Annotated in this window: 18 protein-coding genes; 10 read left to right on the forward strand and 8 right to left on the reverse strand. The window is 64.9% G+C overall.

The features are described from left to right. Positions 1-194 precede the first annotated feature (194 nt). From LG367_RS15370 to grxD, 3 genes are read right to left on the reverse strand one after another with little or no spacing between them, the layout of a single operon-like run. Positions 195-794: a YhgN family NAAT transporter gene (locus tag LG367_RS15370; RefSeq protein WP_226470146.1), complete on the reverse strand. Its 600-nt coding sequence runs from the start codon at positions 792-794 to the stop codon at positions 195-197. Beyond that, positions 791-1,534, reverse strand: coding sequence for an SDR family NAD(P)-dependent oxidoreductase (locus LG367_RS15375; protein WP_226470193.1), 744 nt, complete (start codon positions 1,532-1,534; stop codon positions 791-793). The genes LG367_RS15370 and LG367_RS15375 overlap by 4 nt, the downstream gene beginning before the upstream one ends. Before the next feature lie 53 nt (positions 1,535-1,587). Then, positions 1,588-1,908, reverse strand: coding sequence for a Grx4 family monothiol glutaredoxin (gene grxD / locus LG367_RS15380; protein WP_226470147.1), 321 nt, complete (start codon positions 1,906-1,908; stop codon positions 1,588-1,590). Positions 1,909-2,054: 146 nt separating this feature from the next. On the opposite strand from grxD, the gene LG367_RS15385 reads away from it, so the two are divergent. Both LG367_RS15385 and LG367_RS15390 read left to right on the forward strand, forming a co-directional pair. Continuing rightward, complete coding sequence (locus LG367_RS15385; RefSeq protein WP_226470148.1) at positions 2,055-2,639, forward strand: superoxide dismutase; 585 nt, start codon at positions 2,055-2,057, stop codon at positions 2,637-2,639. Between the two features lie 208 nt (positions 2,640-2,847). Next, a complete protein-coding gene (locus tag LG367_RS15390) occupies positions 2,848-3,474 on the forward strand; it encodes a dihydrofolate reductase family protein (protein WP_226470149.1) in 627 nt (208 codons plus the stop codon). Between the two features lie 39 nt (positions 3,475-3,513). On the opposite strand, the gene LG367_RS15395 is transcribed toward LG367_RS15390, so the two are convergent. The 4 genes from LG367_RS15395 to LG367_RS15410 all read right to left on the reverse strand — a co-directional run bounded on the left by LG367_RS15395 (position 3,514) and on the right by LG367_RS15410 (position 9,065). Continuing rightward, positions 3,514-4,500, reverse strand: a complete 987-nt coding sequence (locus LG367_RS15395) for a malate dehydrogenase (RefSeq protein WP_226470150.1) — start codon at positions 4,498-4,500, stop codon at positions 3,514-3,516. A gap of 74 nt (positions 4,501-4,574) precedes the next feature. Continuing rightward, on the reverse strand, positions 4,575-4,955 hold the full coding sequence (locus LG367_RS15400; protein ID WP_226470151.1) for a glutaredoxin family protein: 381 nt from the start codon (positions 4,953-4,955) through the stop codon (positions 4,575-4,577). Between the two features lie 33 nt (positions 4,956-4,988). After that, positions 4,989-6,191 (reverse strand): pyridoxal phosphate-dependent aminotransferase, encoded by a 1,203-nt coding sequence (locus LG367_RS15405; protein ID WP_226470152.1) that lies wholly within the window; start codon positions 6,189-6,191, stop codon positions 4,989-4,991. A 117-nt stretch (positions 6,192-6,308) separates the two neighbouring features. After that, positions 6,309-9,065, reverse strand: coding sequence for a tetratricopeptide repeat protein (locus tag LG367_RS15410; protein ID WP_226470153.1), 2,757 nt, complete (start codon positions 9,063-9,065; stop codon positions 6,309-6,311). A 228-nt stretch (positions 9,066-9,293) separates the two neighbouring features. Between LG367_RS15410 and LG367_RS15415 the strand changes: the two genes are divergently transcribed. The 5 genes from LG367_RS15415 (at position 9,294) to LG367_RS15435 (ending at position 13,969) form a co-directional block, all read left to right on the forward strand. Continuing rightward, on the forward strand, positions 9,294-9,905 hold the full coding sequence (locus LG367_RS15415) for a DUF3617 domain-containing protein (RefSeq protein ID WP_226470154.1): 612 nt from the start codon (positions 9,294-9,296) through the stop codon (positions 9,903-9,905). Positions 9,906-10,139: 234 nt separating this feature from the next. After that, complete coding sequence (locus tag LG367_RS15420) at positions 10,140-11,402, forward strand: OmpA family protein (protein WP_226470155.1); 1,263 nt, start codon at positions 10,140-10,142, stop codon at positions 11,400-11,402. Between the two features lie 75 nt (positions 11,403-11,477). After that, positions 11,478-11,903, forward strand: a complete 426-nt coding sequence (locus LG367_RS15425) for a hypothetical protein (protein ID WP_226470156.1) — start codon at positions 11,478-11,480, stop codon at positions 11,901-11,903. A gap of 39 nt (positions 11,904-11,942) precedes the next feature. After that, positions 11,943-12,842, forward strand: a complete 900-nt coding sequence (locus tag LG367_RS15430) for a c-type cytochrome (RefSeq protein ID WP_226470157.1) — start codon at positions 11,943-11,945, stop codon at positions 12,840-12,842. A gap of 47 nt (positions 12,843-12,889) precedes the next feature. After that, entirely contained in the window at positions 12,890-13,969 is a 1,080-nt protein-coding gene (locus LG367_RS15435) for a hypothetical protein (protein ID WP_226470158.1), read from the forward strand. Positions 13,970-14,021: 52 nt separating this feature from the next. Here LG367_RS15435 and LG367_RS15440 read toward each other — a convergent pair whose 3' ends face one another. Then, entirely contained in the window at positions 14,022-14,516 is a 495-nt protein-coding gene (locus tag LG367_RS15440; RefSeq protein ID WP_226470159.1) for a peptidylprolyl isomerase, read from the reverse strand. Between the two features lie 172 nt (positions 14,517-14,688). Here LG367_RS15440 and typA point away from each other — a divergent pair, with 172 nt between their 5' ends. The 3 genes from typA to LG367_RS15455 all read left to right on the forward strand — a co-directional run bounded on the left by typA (position 14,689) and on the right by LG367_RS15455 (position 18,890). Further along, on the forward strand, positions 14,689-16,536 hold the full coding sequence (gene typA / locus LG367_RS15445; protein WP_226470160.1) for a translational GTPase TypA: 1,848 nt from the start codon (positions 14,689-14,691) through the stop codon (positions 16,534-16,536). A gap of 35 nt (positions 16,537-16,571) precedes the next feature. Next, entirely contained in the window at positions 16,572-17,042 is a 471-nt protein-coding gene (locus tag LG367_RS15450) for a DUF2127 domain-containing protein (protein WP_226470161.1), read from the forward strand. Between the two features lie 246 nt (positions 17,043-17,288). Further along, positions 17,289-18,890, forward strand: a complete 1,602-nt coding sequence (locus tag LG367_RS15455) for an amidase (protein ID WP_226470162.1) — start codon at positions 17,289-17,291, stop codon at positions 18,888-18,890. The last annotated feature ends 103 nt before the right edge of the window (positions 18,891-18,993 follow it).

The following is an 18,993-nucleotide window of genomic DNA, read 5'->3' on the forward strand; positions in this document are numbered from 1 at the left end:
GCATGACAGTCAAATGACTGTTTTTCGCAACCATCACAGTGTGCCCGATCCACGCCAGAATTTCGTGGAGCCAGGACTCTAAAAAAGACATTCCGGGACTTGAATGTCGACATCCGATGACCGTGATCTATCGGCATTGTCTGCAGGGATGCCTCAGCAATCCCCGCTAAGTACTTGTCGATTCGTTTCGACGTTCAGACAGTCGGCCCAAGCCGCAGATAGGTACTGATGCCGTCGAGGAACATCTGCACGGAAATCGCCACCAGCAGCATGCCCATCAGGCGCTCGATGGCGATCAAGGCACGGCCGCCGAGCAGTTTGTAGAGCATGGTGGCCGAGAGCAGGATCACCGCCGTCGCTCCCCAGGCGATCAGCAAGGCAATGCTCCAGTCGTCCAGACGCGCGGGGTCGTTGCTGCCCATCAGCATGACCGCGGCCATGCCGGAAGGTCCGGCGATCATCGGGATTGCGACTGGCACGATGAAGGGTTCGCCGCCGGGCAACTCGCCCATCAAGCCTTCCGGTGGCGGAAAAATCATGCGGATACCGATCAGGAACAACACGATGCCGCCGGCGATCGACACCGATTCCTGACGCAGATGCATCAGCTCCAGCGCGTACTTGCCGAACCACAGGAACAGCAGCAGCACCACCAGCGCGATGATCAGCTCGCGGATCAGCACCATGCGCTGACGTTTGGGCGTGAGCGGCCGCAGCAGGCTCAAGACCACCGGCACGTTGCCGAGCGGATCGAGAATCAGGAACAGCAGCAGCGCGGCGGACGCGATCGTCATGCGCGCACCGCGGGCGGCGCGGCCCAGATCGTGCCGCGATGTTGCTTTCCGGCAGCCGACAGCAACGTCACGCAGGCATCCGCGTATGCCGCTGGATCCAAGGCGAGCCGGTCGTCTTCTTCCACATACGCTTTCGAACGCAGCGCGGTGCGCATGCCGCCCAACTGCAGACCACTCACGCGCACCGGGGTGCTGGCGAGTTCCGCGTGCAGCATCCCGACCAGGGCCGCACTGCCCTGCTGCGCCAATCCATAGCCGCCCCAGTAGGCGCCACCGCTGCGCGCGGGGTCGTCGAGGGCGAACACCACCGCGCCATCATCCGCACGCTTCAGCAGCGGCAGGCAGGCCTGCGTGAGCCACCAGCGCGCGGTGAGGTTGACGTGGATGGCGCGGGCGAAGTCGGCGGGATCGGTGCGTTCCATCGCCGCCAGTCCCTTGAACTCGGCGGCGCAGTGCAGCAGTCCGTCGAGACGGCCAAGCCCCGATTCGATGCGCGCGGCCAGTTCGGCGTAATCGTCCGGCGCGGCGCCTTCGAGATCGAGCGGATAGTTGGCCGGCTCGGCGGCCGTCGTTTCCTGCCGGATCGCGTCGTAGACACGATTCAACTTCGGCACCTTGCGGCCGAGCAGCACCAGCGTCGCGCCCTCGCGCGCGCAGGCGAGCGCGGCCGCGCGACCGAGGCCGCCGTAGGCGCCCGTCACCAGAATGACCCTGCCTTTCAATGCGGAGCCTTCCTGCATGGAGCCGGCGTGCGCGCCCTGCGATGTGGCTTCGCCGTCGGTCCGCACCGCGCTCACGCCTTTTGCACTTCCGAGATCATGCGCGCGAGTTCGCCGGATTCGTACAACTCCAGCGTGATGTCGCAGCCGCCGATCAACTCGCCGTGGATGAACAGCTGCGGGAAGGTCGGCCAGTTGGAATAGCGCGGCAGGTTGGCGCGGACTTCCGGCTCCTCGAGCACATTGATCGTGTGCAGCTCGGTGGCGCCGGCGGCCTTCAGCGCCTGCACGGTGCGGCTGGAGAAGCCGCACATCGGGAATTGCGGCGTGCCCTTCATGAAGAGAACGATGGGATGGCCTTCGACTTCGGCCTGGATGCGTTCGAGAACGGCCATGGTGAAAAACTCCTGGAGACACGGTCGCGGCATGCGCGAGGGCCGTGGGTCGTGCTTGTGGGGGTGGAATTGCATATTGTAAGCCCGGACGCCCGCATCATCGGGGCTGTCAAACCAGGGGCCAGCCTTTTCAACCCGACCGGAACATGACCCTCGAAATCCCTTCCCTGCCCTACACGACCAGCGCCCTCGAACCGCATCTGTCCGCCGAGACGGTGGAAAGCCATCACAACCTGCAGAAGGCGCATCTGGCGCAGGTGAATGCCGCGATCGAGGGCACCGAGCTCGCCGAAGCGGCCTTGCAGGACATCGTGCGCAAGGCGCAGGGCAACCTGTTCAACCATGCCTCGCAGGCCTGGAACGATGCCTTCTACTGGGCGAGCCTGAAGCCGGCGGCCGGCGGGGGTGGCGGCGAACCAGCGGACAAGCTGGCGGACGCCATCACCCGGACTTTCGGGGATTTCGCGCGCTTCAAGGCGCAATTCGCCGCGATCGCCGAGCGCACGTTCGGCTCGGGCTGGCTTTGGCTCCTGCAGCGCGGAGACGGCACGCTGAGCATCGCCGCCACCGCCAACGCCGCGACACCACTGACCGGCGACGACACGCCGCTGCTGGCGTGCTGCCTGTGGGAGCACGCCTACTATCTCGATTACCGCCACGCGCGCTCGAAGTACGTCGAGGCGTTCTGGAACATCGTGGATTGGCGCACGGTGGCCGATCGCATGAAGTGACGCGCCCCACTTCGCTGGACACGAAAACGCCGGGCATCGCCCGGCGTTTTCGTGTGGATTGTCCGATGCATGCCAACCCGTAATTTTTTCGGACGGTTTGTCGAATTCGGTTTCGGTTGCTCGTCGTGATCGTGAAAGCCGGCAAAGCGACCTGCGGAACCAATCGATCTGACCCATCCCCGGGTCGGACTAACGCGAGGAGAAGGTGATGAGAAAGTTGATCCTGACGATGGCCATGTCGCTCGACGGCTTTGTCAGCGGCCCCGAGGGCGAAATCCAATGGATATTCAGCGGCGATCAGGAAGCCATCGCCTGGAAAGTGGAGAACTTGTGGAACGCCGGCCTGCTCATCATGGGCAGCCGCTCCTTTCAGGCCATGGCCTCCTTTTGGCCAACTTCCACCACGGTGTTCGCCCCGCCGATGAATCAGATTCCCAAGGCGGTCTTTTCAAAACAGGGAACGATGATCCTGCAGGCGGCCGCCACGGCCAAAGGACCTGGAGACTCCCACACCGGCGACACCGAAACCGGGCAGCTTCAACCCGGCGCGGAAAGCTGGGCGGAGGCCTACGTGGCGAGCGGCGACCTGGCCCACGAAATCGCCAAGCTGAAGGCTCAGGATGGCAAGCCGATCATCGCCCTGGGAGGCGCCAGCTTCGCGCGTAGTCTCATCGCCCAGAATCTGGTCGATGAGTACGCCCTGATGGTCTATCCGATCGCGCTGGGCAAAGGCCTGCCGATCTTCTCCGACCTGCCCGCTCCGAGGCCACTCGAGCTGGTCAGCTCGAGGGCCTTTCCGGGCGGCGCGGTGGCGCAGATTTATCGGCCGGCCTGATCTTCAACGGCCAAACGGCGGCACATCGCTCGAAAACGATCAGCCGAGCAGATGCGTCACGCCAGCGCGCTCTTCCTCAAGCTCCGCCAGTGTCTTGTCCATGCGCTCGCGGCTAAAAGCATCGACCTCGAGATTCTGCACGCGGGTGTATTCACCATTGGCCGTGGTCACCGGCACGCCGTAGATCACGCCTTCCGGAATACCGTAGCTGCCGTCGGACGGCACGCCCATCGTCACCCACTTGCCATTGCTGCCCAGCACCCAGTCGCGCACGTGGTCGATGGCGGCGTTGGCGGCCGAAGCGGCCGACGACAGGCCGCGCGCCTCGATGATCGCGGCGCCGCGCTTGCCGACCTGCGGGATGAAGGTGTCGCTGTTCCAGGCCGCGTCGTTGATCTTGTCCTTCAGCGAAGCACCGCCAGCGGTGGCGAAACGGTAGTCCGGATACATGGTCGGGCTGTGGTTGCCCCACACGATCAGCTTCTCGATGTCGCCGACGGCGACGCCGGCCTTGATGGCGAGCTGGCTGAGCGCGCGGTTGTGGTCCAGGCGCAGCATCGCGGTGAAGTTCTTCGCCGGCAGGTCCGGCGCCGACTTCATGGCGATGTAGGCATTGGTGTTGGCCGGATTGCCGACCACCAGCACCTTCACGTTGCGGCTGGCGACTTCGTTCAGCGCCTTGCCCTGTTCGGTGAAGATCTTAGCGTTTTCCAGCAGCAGATCCTTGCGCTCCATGCCCGGGCCGCGCGGCTTGGCGCCGACCAGCAGGGCGACGTCGACGTCCTTGAACGCGACCTTCGGATCATCGGTGCCGATCACGCCGGCCAGCAGCGGGAACGCGCAGTCTTCCAGCTCCATGATCACGCCCTTGAGCGCGGCCTGGGCCTTGTCGATCGGCAGTTCCAGCAGCTGCAGGATCACGGGCTGGTCCTTGCCGAGCATTTCGCCGGAAGCGATGCGGAACAGCAGGGCGTAGCCGATCTGGCCGGCGGCGCCGGTGACGGCAACACGGAGTGGAGTCTTCATGAGGGGGTTCCTTTTGCTGAAGGGTCAAAAGTGAGGGACAAGACCCGCGGCGACGCGGCCGCGGGCCGACGAAATCAGAGGCGATATCCGAGCGGTTCGAGCAGCTGACGGATTTCGCTGGGCTGGTAGCCATGCACGACGTCCTGCCCGACGATCAGCACCGGCACGCCCTGCAGACCCATTGCCTGCATCGCCTGGTCGCCTTCGGGCGTGTCGACGTCGAGCATGCGGTAACGCACGTTCGCCAGTTCGAAATCCTTGCGCAGCTTCGCGCAATAGCCGCACCACTCCGCCATGAGCATCACCACGCCGGTCTCACCGGTACCCATGCGCGGATCGCCGGGTTGCAGCTGCACCTGCGTCTCCGCGCCGGGCAGGAAGGGCAGCTTCCCGCGCGAGTATTGATACAGACCACCCGCCAGCCCGAGCACCAGCAGCAGGATGAGGATGCGCATGCCGATCGCCGTCGTCGTGTTCTAGCGCCGGACTCAGACGAGTTCGGCGAAGAATTCCTGGAAGCGCTGCAACCCGGGCGCCAGCTGCGGCGTCGGGCAGGTGTAGCTGATGCGCAGCGCGCGCGGCTCGCCGAACGCCGAGCCCGGCACGCAGGCCACGCCCTTGCTTTCCAGCAGCGCGTTGCAGAGGTCGAAATCGTTCTCGATCTTCTTGCCGTTGTGCGACTTGCCGAAAGCCACGCTGATGTCCGGAAATGCGTAGAACGCGCCCTGCGGCTTCGGGCAGACCACGCCCGGAATCGCATTGAGCGCGGCGAGCACCTGATCGCGCTTGGCCTGGAACTCGGCGTTTTTCTGCGTCGGCACGTCCTGCGGCCCGGTCAGCGCGGCGACTGCGGCGGCGGTGACGATTTCCGGAATGTTGGTGATGTGGTTGGAGTTGAGCGTGGTGATCGCCTTGGCGATCGATTCCGGCCCGACCATGAAACCGACGCGCCAACCCGGCATGCCGTAGGTCTTCGACAGCGAATCCATGAAGATCAGGCGATCACGCAGTTCCGGGCGGAAATGCAGGAAGTTGTGGTAGCCGATGCCGTCGAACACCATGCGGTTGTAGATGTCGTCGGTGAGGATCCACGTGTCCGGATACTTGGCCACCACGTCGGCCAGCGCCGCGATTTCTTCCTTCGTGTACACCATGCCCGTCGGGTTGGACGGGTTGTTGAACAGGAAGAGCTTGGGCTTCTTCGCCAGCGCGGCGTCGAGTTGTGCCGGCGTGAGCTTGTAATCCTGCTCGGGCGGGCACGGCAGCAGCTGGATGTCGGCGTTGAGGATCTCGGCGATGTCGAGATAGCTGGTCCAGTACGGCGTCGGGAACGCGAAGCCGTCGCCTTCGTCCAGGATCGCGTCGCAGATGTTGTACAGCACGTGCTTGGCGCCGATGCCGGTGGCGCAATTGGCGCGCGTGTAGCCGGTCAGGCCGACCTGTTCGATGTGCTTGAGAAAGGCATCCAGCAGCGCGTCGGCGCCGCGATTGCTGCCGTATTGGCCGGAATCCTTCTCCAGCGCCGCGCGCGCGGCTTCGTACACGTGCGGACCGGGGAGGAAGTTGGGAACGCCGATGGAGAAACTGATGATGTCGCGGCCTTCGGCCTTGAGCTGCTTGGCCTTTTCGGCCACCTGCATGATCGCGCTGGGCTTGGCGCGACCGATGCGCCGGGAAAGTGCGGGGGGCATGGGGGGAGCTTGACCTGGTGGGGACCCCCATCATTGTAACGGCGCGGCCGCCTCCGAGGGGCCTTTCCGCGCCATTTCCCCGCCGGTTGCGGGTCGCGGCGCCGGATGCCGAGGCGTTCAGCGGATCGCCGTGACGCCCGCCGCCTGGTTTGGATTCTGCAATCCCTGCTTCTGCAACAGCTCGATCTGTGCGAGCAACCCTCCCAGCTCGCGCTGCCTGACCTGCTTGACGAGCGCGCCGGCATGCACGGCGGCGTTGTCGCGCTGATCCTCCGCCGTCAGCACGCGCACCTCGCTCATGCGGATGGCCAAGGCTTCCAGCGTGTCGGGATGTGTCTCGGCGAACACCACGGCGTTCTTCAGCGCCACGTGGGCCTCCTCTCCACGATGCAGGGCCGACAAGGCTTCCGCACGCAACGCGTCCACGAGCGCGAGTCCCGATTTCGAATCGTTGTTGCGCAGGATCGGAATGATGCCCTGGAGCAGCGGCAAGGCTTCATCCGGCTTGCTCTCGCGCAGCGACAGAACCGCCAGCTCCATCTCGATGCAGGCGGTGGTGTAATCCAGCTTGTCGCGACGCGACGCCGACAATGCCGCTTGCAGACGTGCCCGCGCGCCCGCGAAATCGCCGCTGTCGCGCAACACCTGCCCAAGACGCATCAGGGCTTCGGCTTCACCACTGCGGTTCTTCAGCCGCACTTCCACCGCCAGCGCTTCTTCCGCCAGACGGCGTGCTTCCGCGTATTCGCCGCGCAGGCGCAGCAGCTCCGCCATTTCGCGCCGCGACCACGCGCCCTGCCCTTCCAGACCGTTGCGTTCAGAGACCGTGATCGCGTCGCGATAGCTGGCCAGCGCCGCTGCGGTCTGCCCCATATCGGCCTGCAAGGTGCCCAGCGCGCTGAGCGTCCAGGCTTCGCGTTCCGGATCGCCGAGCTCGCGCCCGAGCTGCAGAACTATTTCCAGCCGGTTCTTCACTTCGCCGCGCTTGTCCTGCTCCCAGGCGATGTTGGCGAGATTGGACAACGCGGCGATCTCGCCCGATTTCACGCCCGCGCCCTCGAACAGCACCAGCGCCTGCTGATACAGCGGCGCGGCGCGGGCGAAATCGCCATGATTGAAGTAGTAGCTGCCCAGCTCGTTATGGATGCTCGCCTGCCCCAGCGGATCCCTCAGCTGCCGGTACAAGCGGGCCGCCTCGCCGTAGTCGTCCAGAACTGCAGCGTTGTTACCGAGTTTGTCTTGCGCCCATGCGCGATTGCGCAGCGCCAACGCGATCAGGTGCGGCGCCTGCAATTTCTGCGCACTCTTCAAGGCGCTTTCGGCGGCCGCCAGCAGCGCCGGATAGTCGTCGCGCGCTTCGGCAAGATCGGCCGCGCACAGATCCACGCGCGGATCGTTGCCGCTGCCGTTGCGGCGCAGCGCCGCCAAGGTCGCGAGCGCCTGGTTGACGTTGTCACCCTTGGCCTGGGCACGCGCCAGCCCCAGTCCATATTCGATTTCCTCCGGGTAGAAGCGATACAGCGCCTGATAGGTCTCGATCGCCTGCGGCCAGGATTTCTCCGCTTCGTACATCTGCGCTTCCAGCGCCAGGCGCATCTCGCGCGGCGCGCCGCCCGCGCGCGTGAGCGCGGTGCGCGCGACCTCGGCCGCACGCTGACCATAGCCCTGCTCCTGCAAGACGCGCGAAAGCGCCAGCTGCGCTGGCAGGAACTCCGGCGCGCGCGCCACCGCCGCGCTCAGGCGCGTGCGCGCGGCATTGCCATCGCCGCGGCGCGCGGCGAGCACGCCCTCAGCGTAGTTCTCCAGCACTTCGGCATCGTCGCTGGACGTGGCCTTGCGCGTGGCGGCGAACGCGGTGGTCAGGCGTTGCAGACCGAGATCCTGGCGCAAGCGTTCGCCGGCAGCGCTCGCCAGTTCGCCGAGACGGCTGCGATCGCCTTCGACCTCGATGGTGTGCAGAACGGCACCGGTGACGGCATCGAACACCTGCAATTCCACGCCGAGCTTGCCCGGCGCTTGCGCGGAGAGATCGCGGTAGCGCCCGGCGATGGCCAGACCGACACCCACCTGGTTGTGCAGACGTTCCAGCAAATCGCGATCGGGCTCCTTGCCGGCGCCGAGCGGCGCCAGTTCCGACAGACGACGACCCGAAACGATCTGCAGGCTTTCATTCAGCGCAAGCTCGTGATCCAGCAGCTCCGACAACGCCGCGCCCAGCCATGCGCCACCAGTGCCCGGATTGCCAGCATCGGCGGGGCCGACATCGAACAGCGCGACCAAGGTCGAACCGTCGATCGCGGTCCCGGAGACGTTCACCGGCGTGGCCGCGGGGCGCATCCACCACCACGCGCCCGCCAGTGCGACGACCAGCAATGCCGCCAGGGCGGACCATGCCCACGCATGACCACGCCGCTTTGACGCAACGGCCGGAGCCGGCGGCACAGCATCGACGAGCGTGATGTCCGGTGTCTCCCGCGACGAAACCGTCGTTACGCTCGCGACGCCATCGCCGTCTTCATCACTGGCTTCCGCGGCAACGGATTCGCTCTCGGCGATCTTCTGCACGGGCGCGATGAACCGGTACCCCTGCTTGGGCACGGTCTGGATGTAGGCCTCCTCCCCATCGCTCTGCCCGAGCGCGCGACGCACCTGCCAGATGTGGCGGCCGAGGCTCGCATCGGTGACGACCGTGTTCGGCCACAAGGTGGCGAAGAACACATCGCGCCCGACCAGTTCGCCCGCATGGCGCACCAGCAATAGCAAGGTATCGAACACCTTCGGCGGCAGCTCGACGATTTGTTGTTCGCGCCAGAGCCGGCGCTGATCGGCTTCCAGCAGAAAGCCGCCGAATCGATATGCCTCTTTCGCGGCCATGCCTTACCCGAAAACGTGAAGCCGGTCGCCCCTGTGCCGCCATTTTCAGCGATGGCGAAAGAAAAATCACAAAGAAAAGAAATTTTCTTCCGGGCCGGAGCCGATCGCGATCACTACGGTAGCGCCTCGAATCGCGGCGATGAACAAGCATCGTCGCATTCAGCGAATCCAAGACAGTCGTCCAGACATTTTCATTCACGCATCGGCGCTTCCACTCGGAGACACCTCATGACCGGCACACCATCACCCGCACTCGTCCTGCTGTTGGCCGCTGCCGCCGCGGGTGCGGGTTGCAGCCAGCGCGACCAGGATCGCGCACCTGCAACCGGGAACACCGCCACTCACGCATCGCCAGCAGCATCGGCGAAGACCACGCAGGCGCCGAGCCAGGCCAGCGCCACCAAAACCCTGCTCAAACCCGGCCTGTGGCGGGTCGAAGGACCGGAGTTCAACGCGTTGAGCGAGCAAGGCAAGGTCTACCTGTGCATCGACGCCGCCAGTACGGCGCTGATCGATCCACCGACGCCCGCGCAGGCCAAATGCACCACCGACCACGGCTCGCCGAAGCCCGGTCTCTATCTGGGCAATTCTGTCTGTCACTTCGAGGACAAGGTCGTCACCACGCGCGTGCGCATCGACGGCGACGACCTCTACTTCCGCGACGCCACCATCCAGCCGCTCCCGAGTGACGGCGAGAGCGGCGAAAAGATCAGCCACTTCGCCGAACGCGTCGGCGACTGCCAGAAGGATCAGGCACCGGGCACCGCCTACACGCAGGCCTACGGCGAGGACGTCATGCATCCGGTCGAATTGCCGGAATCCCTGCAAGCAAACGGCTGACACCGCGCCGGTTCTGCATCACTTCAGAGCCGCATCACCTCAAAGGAAGCTTCCGGAAGGATTCGGAAGCCGCGGGCCAGGACGGCCCGCGTGCATGTCCTGCGCTTGCGCGGACGTGGAAGCGAGTACCGAAATCCCCCACTCGCACCGCCAGAGCCAACCCAGGAAGGAGAGGCTCGGGCCCTTTCTCCTCACAGCATGCCCCCGCACATCACGTACAGGAGTTTTCGCAGCATGAATTTCCGCCACGCATTGCGCCCCCTTGCGCTTGCCTGCCTCGTCACCGCGCTGTTCTGTTCCATGGCGCAAGCCCAGGAGGCGGCCGAACAGGAAGCGGCCACCGCGTCCGCTCGCGACATCGACGGCGCCAAGGATCACCCGCTGGTCGGTCATTACGAAGGCGCCGGCATCCGCGCCTACAAGCAATCCGAATTCGACGAAGCCGCGCTGCTGCAGGCGCCGGTCGATTATCAATCGATGGTCGATCGCGACGCCGTCGACGACCGTTCCGGCACCGAATGGCTGAAGCTCGAAGGTCGCCACACCAAGATCCGCTACGAAGCGCCCGCCGAGCGTTCTTCGCTGGAGCTGTTCCGCAACTACGAAGCAAAGCTCAAGGCCAACGGTTTCGAGCAGGTGTACGCCTGCAACGACAACGCTTGCCTCGCCGGCGCGCATAAGGACCCGAGCAATCTCGGCGATCTGCTCGACAACTTCGACATCGCCGACAACGGACGCCACTACGCCAACCATGCGCGCTACGGCCTGTACAAATCGGCGCAGCCGCAAGGCATCACCTACGTCGCGCTGCTGGCTGGTGACAGCGACGAAGCCCACATCCTGCCACGCGTGCTGGTGGACGTGGTGGAAACCAAGTCGATGGACTCCGACAAGGTCAAGGCCGTCGCACCCGCGGAGAAAGCGCCGGAAGCGCCTATCGTCGAACGCAAGGAACCGGCGATCCAAGATCGCGAACCGGTCATCCAGGATCGCGAGCCGAAGATCCAGGACCGGACGCCGGCCGTAAAGGAAGCCCCCGTCGAGGAAAAGAAAGCCGCGACCGACTCGCTCGGCGAAGCGACGCCGCCCATCCAAAGCAAGGCGCCGGAAGTGAAAACCTCCAGCGCCACCGAAATGGCGAGCGCCATCGCCAGCACCGGCAACATCTCGGTGTACGGCATCCTCTTCGACTTCGACAAATCCGACATCAAGCCGGAATCCAAACCGCAGCTTGATCAGATCTCCGAACTGCTGAAGAGCGACGGCACGCTGAAAGTCGCGGTAATCGGCCACACCGACAGCATGGGTACGCCAGCCTACAACCTGGCGTTGTCGCAACGCCGCGCCAACGCCGTCGTTCAGGCATTGACTCGCGATTACGGCATCGCCGGCGATCGCCTGCGGCCGCAAGGCAAGGGTGACACCGAGCCGGTCGCCAGCAACGCCACTGATGCTGGACGCGCGAAGAATCGTCGCGTCGAGCTGGCCAGGCTCTAAGTCAAACCGCGCCCACGCATTCCCGCGAAACCCACGAGTAGCCATTCGATGATGCGCTTTCACAACATTCTCCTGATGACGTCCCTGGTCTCGTGCGTCGGCATCGCCGATGCCACCGATCGATATCGTTCTTCATCGAACGACGCCTCCACGACGCGCGTCTCTGAAACCTGCCGCGATTGCGGCACCGTCGAGCGCATCGAACCGGTCGACGCACGCCGGCATCGTCGCGGCAATGCCGTGCTGCGTGCCGTGGGCGGCGCGCTCGGTGACATCGCCCTGGACCACATCAACGACGACGTCGCCACCGTCGCGGATGCCGCGCGCGATGCGGCGACGGAAGACAGCGACGCCGACGAAGACGACGGACAGGACTACGACATCACCGTCCGCATGAACGATGGTCGCCGGCGAGTGATCCGGCAGCACGAGCTTCCCGATCGCATCCGCGAGGGCACGCGCGTGCGCGTGAGCGGCGACCGCATCGTCGTCGCCCGCTGACCGCACGGACATCCAGGCCCTCCAAGGAACCACTTCTTCGTGACACGCCCTCTCAAGATCACCATCGCCGCCGTGGTCGCGATCGTAGTCCTGGCCATTCTCGCGATTGCGATCGTTTCGCTCTCCGCTGCGAGCAAGCAAGAACGCATCATCGACGTGGCGGTCGCGCCGATCGTCCATCCCACCACGTCCGCGGCACTCGCGCATGGCGAATATCTGTATCGCTCGCGCGGCTGCATGGAATGCCACGGCGCCGACGGCCACGGACGCGTCTTCATCGACGATCCCAACGGGCTGTACGTGAAAGCGCCGAACATCACACCCGGCGCCAGCAGTCCGACCGCGAATTACACATCGCGCGACTGGGTGCGCAGCATCCGCCACGGCCTGAATCCGCAAGGACATCCGCTACTGATCATGCCGAGTGAGGACTACAACCGTCTGACCGACGACGATCTCGCCGCATTGATCGCCTACGTGCTCCGCCTGCCACTGGCCCAAGGCGGACAAGCGGAAATCCGGATGCCGCTGATGGTGAAGTTCGCCTACGCCGCGGGCCTGATGCAGGACGCGGCCGAGAAGATCGACCATCGCCTGCCGCCCGCGCGACCGGTGCCTGCCGGCGCGACCGCGATGCATGGCGCCTACGTCGCCAACATGTGCATGGGATGTCATGGCGCGGATCTGTCCGGCGGCAAGATTCCCGGCGTGCCGCCGGATTGGCCCGCCGCTGCCGATCTGCGGCCGAGTGCCAACGGCGCGATGGCGCGTTACCGGCAGTCCGATGCCTTCACCAGGATGATGCGCACCGGCTTGCGCCCCGACGGCAGCCAGGTCAGCAAGGTGATGCCCTTCGCGTCGCTGGCGCAACTCGACGACACCGACCTGGCTGCCCTGCACCTCTATCTGCAAGCCCTGCCGGCGGCAAATCATCGATGACGACGACGCCACGCAAACAGCGGCCTTCCAAGCCCGAGGAAACTCCCGTGCCAAGACACAAACTCGCAATCGCCCTGTTGTTGTCCCTCGTATCGTCGCTGCTTCCCACGGCGGCATGCGCCCAGCAGAATCCGCACTCTGCAACCGGGATCTCTGCGCAAGAGGTTGAAACACTCCAAGCCCGATACGACACGCTGGACAAGCGCGTCAAGGAAATCGAAAAGCGGCTCAGTGGTCTGCAATTGGCCGAGGAGCAAAGCCAGACCGCGGCATTGGCCAAGCGCGTTGCCGCGCTGGAATCGAACGCGCTGGAATCAAAACAGAAAGACAACCAAGTGCAAGCACCATTCACGGTGGTGGACGACAAGGGCGTGCCGATCATGCAGGTCACCGCCGGTTCGGTTCGCGGCCTTTACGTGCTCGATGCCGCGGGCACCACCGTCAAGGGCGTCGCCATCGAAGGCGGCGACAAGCCCGGCATTCGCGTGATGAACTCAAGCAGGCAAGGCTGGTTCGGCGAAATGCACGATGGAACACTCGGCGCCTACATCGCCGGCGACAGCGGCGAGAACGACATCAAGACATTGATGAGCGAGGACAAGGGCTTCGAGGTGCGCAAGAACAATCAGCGCATCGCCAACCTCGGCATCACCGAGAAAGGAAACGTGGCACTGCGGCTGTATTCGAACGCGTCCGGGCCGAAGAATCCGCTCGCCGCCGTCGGCGTGAGCAACAGCGACAACGAAGGCGGTGTCGAGATCCGGGATGCCGGCGGCAAGCTGCTGGCCAAGGTCGGCAGCGATGCGAACCGCAATGGCAACGTCAGTGTCTTCCGCGATTCCGATCGACCGATCGCCTCGTTGCGCGCCGAGAACGACGGTGGCGGACTGGTCGCGGTCTGGAACGATCAGGGCAACGCGATCGCGAGCCTGTCGAAAGGCGCCAACGGCGGCGTGCTGGAACTCACCAGCCTGGGCGGCGAGCCGATGGTGCAAGGCGGCGTAACCGGCGCGCAGATCGGGGTGGTGCGCGCGGGGCCGGCGTCGACGCCGGGCGGGATCATGGGGATGGGGGTGCCTGGCAGCTTCATCATGGGGAAGCGGGAAGGCGGCGGCAGCGGGGAGTGACTGCCGGGAAGCCCCTCTCCCGCTTGGGGAGAGGGGCCGGTGTGTGGGCGTCTCAGGCCGCCAGGATCTTGTTCCACTCGGCCACGCGCTCCGCCTTCGCGGCCAGCGCGGCATCGGCGTCGCCTTCGATGCGGACCGACTTGATCGTATCGCCCTGCTTCACCTTGTCCACGGCCTCCAGGCCTTCGACGACCTTGCCGAACACGGTGTGCTTGCCGTCCAGCCAGGGCGTGGCGACGTGGGTGATGAAGAACTGGCTGCCGTTGGTGTTGGGGCCGGCATTGGCCATCGAGAGCACGCCACGTTCATGTTTCACGCCGTTGCGGGTCTCGTCCTCGAACTTGTAGCCAGGGCCGCCGCGGCCGGAGCCTTCCGGGCAACCGCCCTGGATCATGAAATCGGCGATCACGCGGTGGAAATTCAGCCCGTCGTAGAACCCGCGCTTGGCCAGATTGACGAAATTGGCCACCGTCAGCGGCGCCTTGTCGGGGTACAGCTCGATCTTGATCGGGCCACGGTCGGTGTCGAAAACGGCATGCAGGGACATGCGGGGACCTTCTGTTTGGGATGGGACAGGTCCCGGAGATAAGGGCCGGGGCGGCCCGATTCAATGGATGGCCCCCATCGCCACCTTTGACGCACCGCAACACGCTATAATGATGGGCTACCTTCACTACACCTGTCCGCGCCCCGCTCCACCGCTGTGCGCGCATCTCGTCATGTCCATCGAACGCCTTCGCAACATCGCCATCGTCGCCCACGTCGATCATGGCAAGACCACCCTCGTTGACCAGCTGCTCAAGCAGTCGGGCACGCTCAGCGAGCGCGCCGTGGTCCCCGACCGCGTCATGGACAGCAACGACCTGGAAAAGGAACGTGGCATCACGATCCTGTCCAAGAACACCGCGATCCGCTGGACCGACCCGAAGACCGGCGAAGCCTGGCGCATCAACATCGTCGACACCCCCGGCCACGCCGACTTCGGCGGCGAGGTCGAGCGCGTGCTGTCGATGGTCGACTCGGTGCTGATCCTGGTCGACGCGATGGACGGCCCGATGCCGCAGACGCGCTTCGTCACGCAGAAAGCGTTCGCGATGGGCTTCAAGCCGATCGTGGTGGTGAACAAGGTCGACCGTCCGGGCGCGCGTCCGAGCTGGGTGCTGGACCAGACCTTCGATCTGTTCGACCGCCTCGGCGCCAACGACGATCAGCTCGACTTCCACACCGTCTACGCCTCCGGTCTGCAGGGCTACGCCGGCCTCACCGAGGACGTGCGCGAAGGCGACATGACGCCGCTGTTCGAAGCGATCACGCAGCACGTGCCCGCGCCGCCAGTCGATCCGGACGGCCCGTTCCAGATGCGCGTCACCTCGCTCGACTACAACAACTACGTCGGCATCATCGGCGTCGGCCGCATCCAGCGCGGCAAGGTGAAGACCAACCAGTCCGTCACCGTGATCGATCGCGAAGGCAAGACGCGCAACGCCAAGGTGCTGCAGGTGCTCGGTTTCATGGGCCTGGAGCGCGTGGAAGTCCCCGAAGCGCAGGCCGGCGACATCATCGCCTTCAGCGGTATCGAGGGTCTCGGCATCTCCGACACGCTGTGCGCGCAGGACGCGGTCGAACAGCTGCCCGTGCTCACCGTCGACGAACCCACGATCTCGATGACCTTCCAGGTCAACGATTCGCCGTTCGCGGGCGTGAAGGAGCGCAGTGGCGGCAAGTTCCTCACCTCGCGCCAGCTGCGCGATCGCCTCACTCGCGAGACGCAGCACAACGTCGCGCTGAAGGTCGAGGACACCGCCGACGCCGACAAGTTCAAGGTCAGCGGCCGCGGCGAACTGCACCTGTCGATCCTGATCGAAACCATGCGCCGCGAGGGCTACGAGCTCGCCGTGTCGCGTCCGGAAGTGATCATCCGCGACATCGACGGCGTGAAGCAGGAACCCTACGAGCAACTCGTCGTCGACATGGAAGAACAGTTCCAGGGCGGCGTGATGGGCCGCCTCGGCGAGCGCAAGGCACAGCTGCAGAACATGGAACCGGACGGCAAGGGCCGCGTGCGTCTGGAATTCCTCATCCCCGCGCGTGGACTAATCGGGTTCCAGACCGAATTCCGCACGCTCACCGCCGGCACCGGCCTGCTGTTCCACGTCTTCGATCATTACGCCCCGCGCGCGGAAGGCGACATCGGCCAGCGCATCAACGGCGTGCTGATCTCCAACGGCACCGGCCCCTCACCCGCCTACGCGCAGATCGCGATGCAGGAGCGCGGCCGTCTCTTCATCGAGCCGGGTGAGGAAATCTACGAAGGCCAGATCGTCGGCATCCACTCCAAGGACAACGACCTCACCGTCAATGCCTTGCGCGGCAAGCAGCTGACCAACTTCCGTGCCGCCGGCAAGGACCAGGACGAAGGCCTGATCCCGCCGATCAAGCTGTCGCTGGAACAGGCGCTGGAGTTCATCGACGACGACGAGCTGGTCGAAGTCACGCCCAAGGCGATCCGTCTGCGCAAGAAGCTGCGCACCGAAGTCGACCGCAAGCGCGCCAGCCGCGCCGCGTAATCGTGCCGCACAATCGCGCCGCATAGAAAACACGCATGGAAACCGACGTGCACTACAACCCGGATCCGCACGCGCATCCGGGCCTGCACGCCATCGCGATCTTCGAAGCCGCCAAGGGTTTGCTGGCGATCTTCGTCGCCAGCGGTCTTGAACTGCTCGGTCCCGCGCCACTGGTGCGCTGGCTGCGCGAACTCACCGGCCGCTTCCAGCTCGATCCCAATCACGGTGCCTTGGGCTGGCTGACGCAGGCGATCAATCCCGACTCGGTGCATACCGCGGCCGCGATCGCGTTGATCTATGGCCTGATGCGCATGCTCGAAGCCTGGGGCCTGTGGCGCGCCAAGGCCTGGGCCTCGTGGCTGGGCTGCATCAGCGCGGCCGTGTACCTGCCGCTCGACGTCTACGCCTTGTTCAAGCATCCGGGCTGGCTGTCGGTGGCGGTGCTGGCCCTGAACCTGCTCGTGGTGTGGGTGCTCGGGCGCGATCTCGTCAGGCGGCGGCGCTAAACCTCCAGCCCGTCATCCCAGCGAAAGCTGGAACCCATTTTGTTTTTGCTTCGCTTAAGCACGCACCCGTAATAACAAGAGCAACAGCAAAATGGGTCCCAACTTTCGCTGGGATGACGTCACTCCGCGTTTGCCGCATGGCAGCAAACATTTGAAAGAAGTGCGCTAGGCGAGCGGGTACGAGCAACCGTATCCTTGTCCGACATACCCGCCCCTCTAGTCGTTCCTCGCCAACAGGAGCCCGCGATGTCCTCGCCTCGCCATCCGATGTACGCGTTGTGGCTGTGCGCTTTCGGTTTCACCGCGCAGGCGCAGGACAGCGCTCCCAAGCCGGACTTCAGCACGGCGGCCGCCTCCTTCGCTTATGAAGAAACCGACATCGCCGCCCTCCAATCGCGCATGTCGCGTGGCGAATTCGACAGCGCGACGCTGACCCACGCCTATCTCATCCGCATCGCCGCGATCGACGATGCCGGTCCGGCGTTGAATTCGGTGATCGAACTCAATCCGGATGCATTGAAGGAAGCCGCGGCGCGCGACGAGGAACGCAAAGCCGGGAAGACGCGCGGACCGCTGCACGGAATTCCGATCCTGCTCAAGGACAACATCGATGCGACGCCGATGGTCAATTCGGCCGGATCGCTCGCGCTCGCCGAGCACAAACCCAAGCACGATGCTTTTCTCGTGCAACGCCTGCGTGAAGCCGGCGCCGTGATTCTCGGCAAGACCAATCTCAGCGAATGGGCGAACTTCCGCTCCTCGCGCTCCACCTCCGGCTGGAGCGGACGCGGCGGGCAGACCAAGAATCCATATGCGCTCGATCGCAATCCCTGCGGTTCCAGCTCCGGCACCGGGACCGCGATCGCCGCCAATCTCGCCGTCGCCGGCATCGGCACCGAGACCGACGGCAGCGTGATTTGTCCGTCGTCGGTGGCGGGACTCGTCGGCATCAAGCCGACGGTGGGGTTGGTGAGCCGCCAGGGCATCATCCCGATCTCGCACAGCCAGGACACGGCCGGACCGATGACGCGCAACGTCGCCGATGCGGCGCTCCTGCTCACCGCGATCGCGGCGCGCGACGACGCCGATGCCGCATCGACGCAGGCCTCGCGTCCGGCATCCATCGATTATTCGACGCACCTGAAACCCGATGCATTGAAAGGCGCGCGCATCGGCGTGCTGAAGGAACACGGCGTCAATTCACAACCCGATGTCAACGCGGCATTCGAACGCGCGATCGACACGCTGAAGGCCGCCGGCGCCACGATCGTCGAGACCAAGATCGCCACCGCCGGACAATGGGACGATGCCGAATTCGAAGTGCTGCTATACGAATTCAAGACCGATCTCGAAACGTATCTGCGCCAGAGCGATGCGCCGATCAAGACGCTGGACGAATTGATCGCATTCGACAAGAACCACGCCGCGCTGGAAATGCCGTGGTTCGGACAGGAGCTGTTCGAGCAGGCGCGGAAGAAAGGTCCGCTTACCGACAAGGCCTACCTCGACGCGCGCGACAAGGCGCGTCGCCTGGCCGGCAAGGAAGGCCTCGAGGCCGCGCTCGAGAAAGACAAACTCGATGCGCTGATCGCACCGGCGACCGGGCCGGCCTGGCTGACCGATCCGGTCAACGGCGATCACTTCACCGGTGCCGGCTACGGCGCGGCGGCGGTCGCGGGCACGCCCAGCATCACCGTGCCGATGGGCGACAGCCATGGCCTGCCGTTCGGGCTGATCTTCATGGGCCGCGCCTGGAGCGAGGCACGCCTCATCGAGCTGGCCTACGCCTTCGAGCAGCGCACGCATGCGCGCAAGCCGCCGCGGTTCCTGAAGACTGTCTCGCCATAGCGCCTCGGCTTATTCGGCGGAACTGCTGCCGGCGAACCGCTTCGGGCTGTCGCATGAATTCCTGAGAACAGTGGGTTTATGGTAATTCTCGTTACTCTTTGAG

It is taken from the genome of Luteimonas panaciterrae (genome assembly GCF_020511115.1).
In the GTDB taxonomy this organism is placed as follows: domain Bacteria; phylum Pseudomonadota; class Gammaproteobacteria; order Xanthomonadales; family Xanthomonadaceae; genus Luteimonas; species Luteimonas panaciterrae.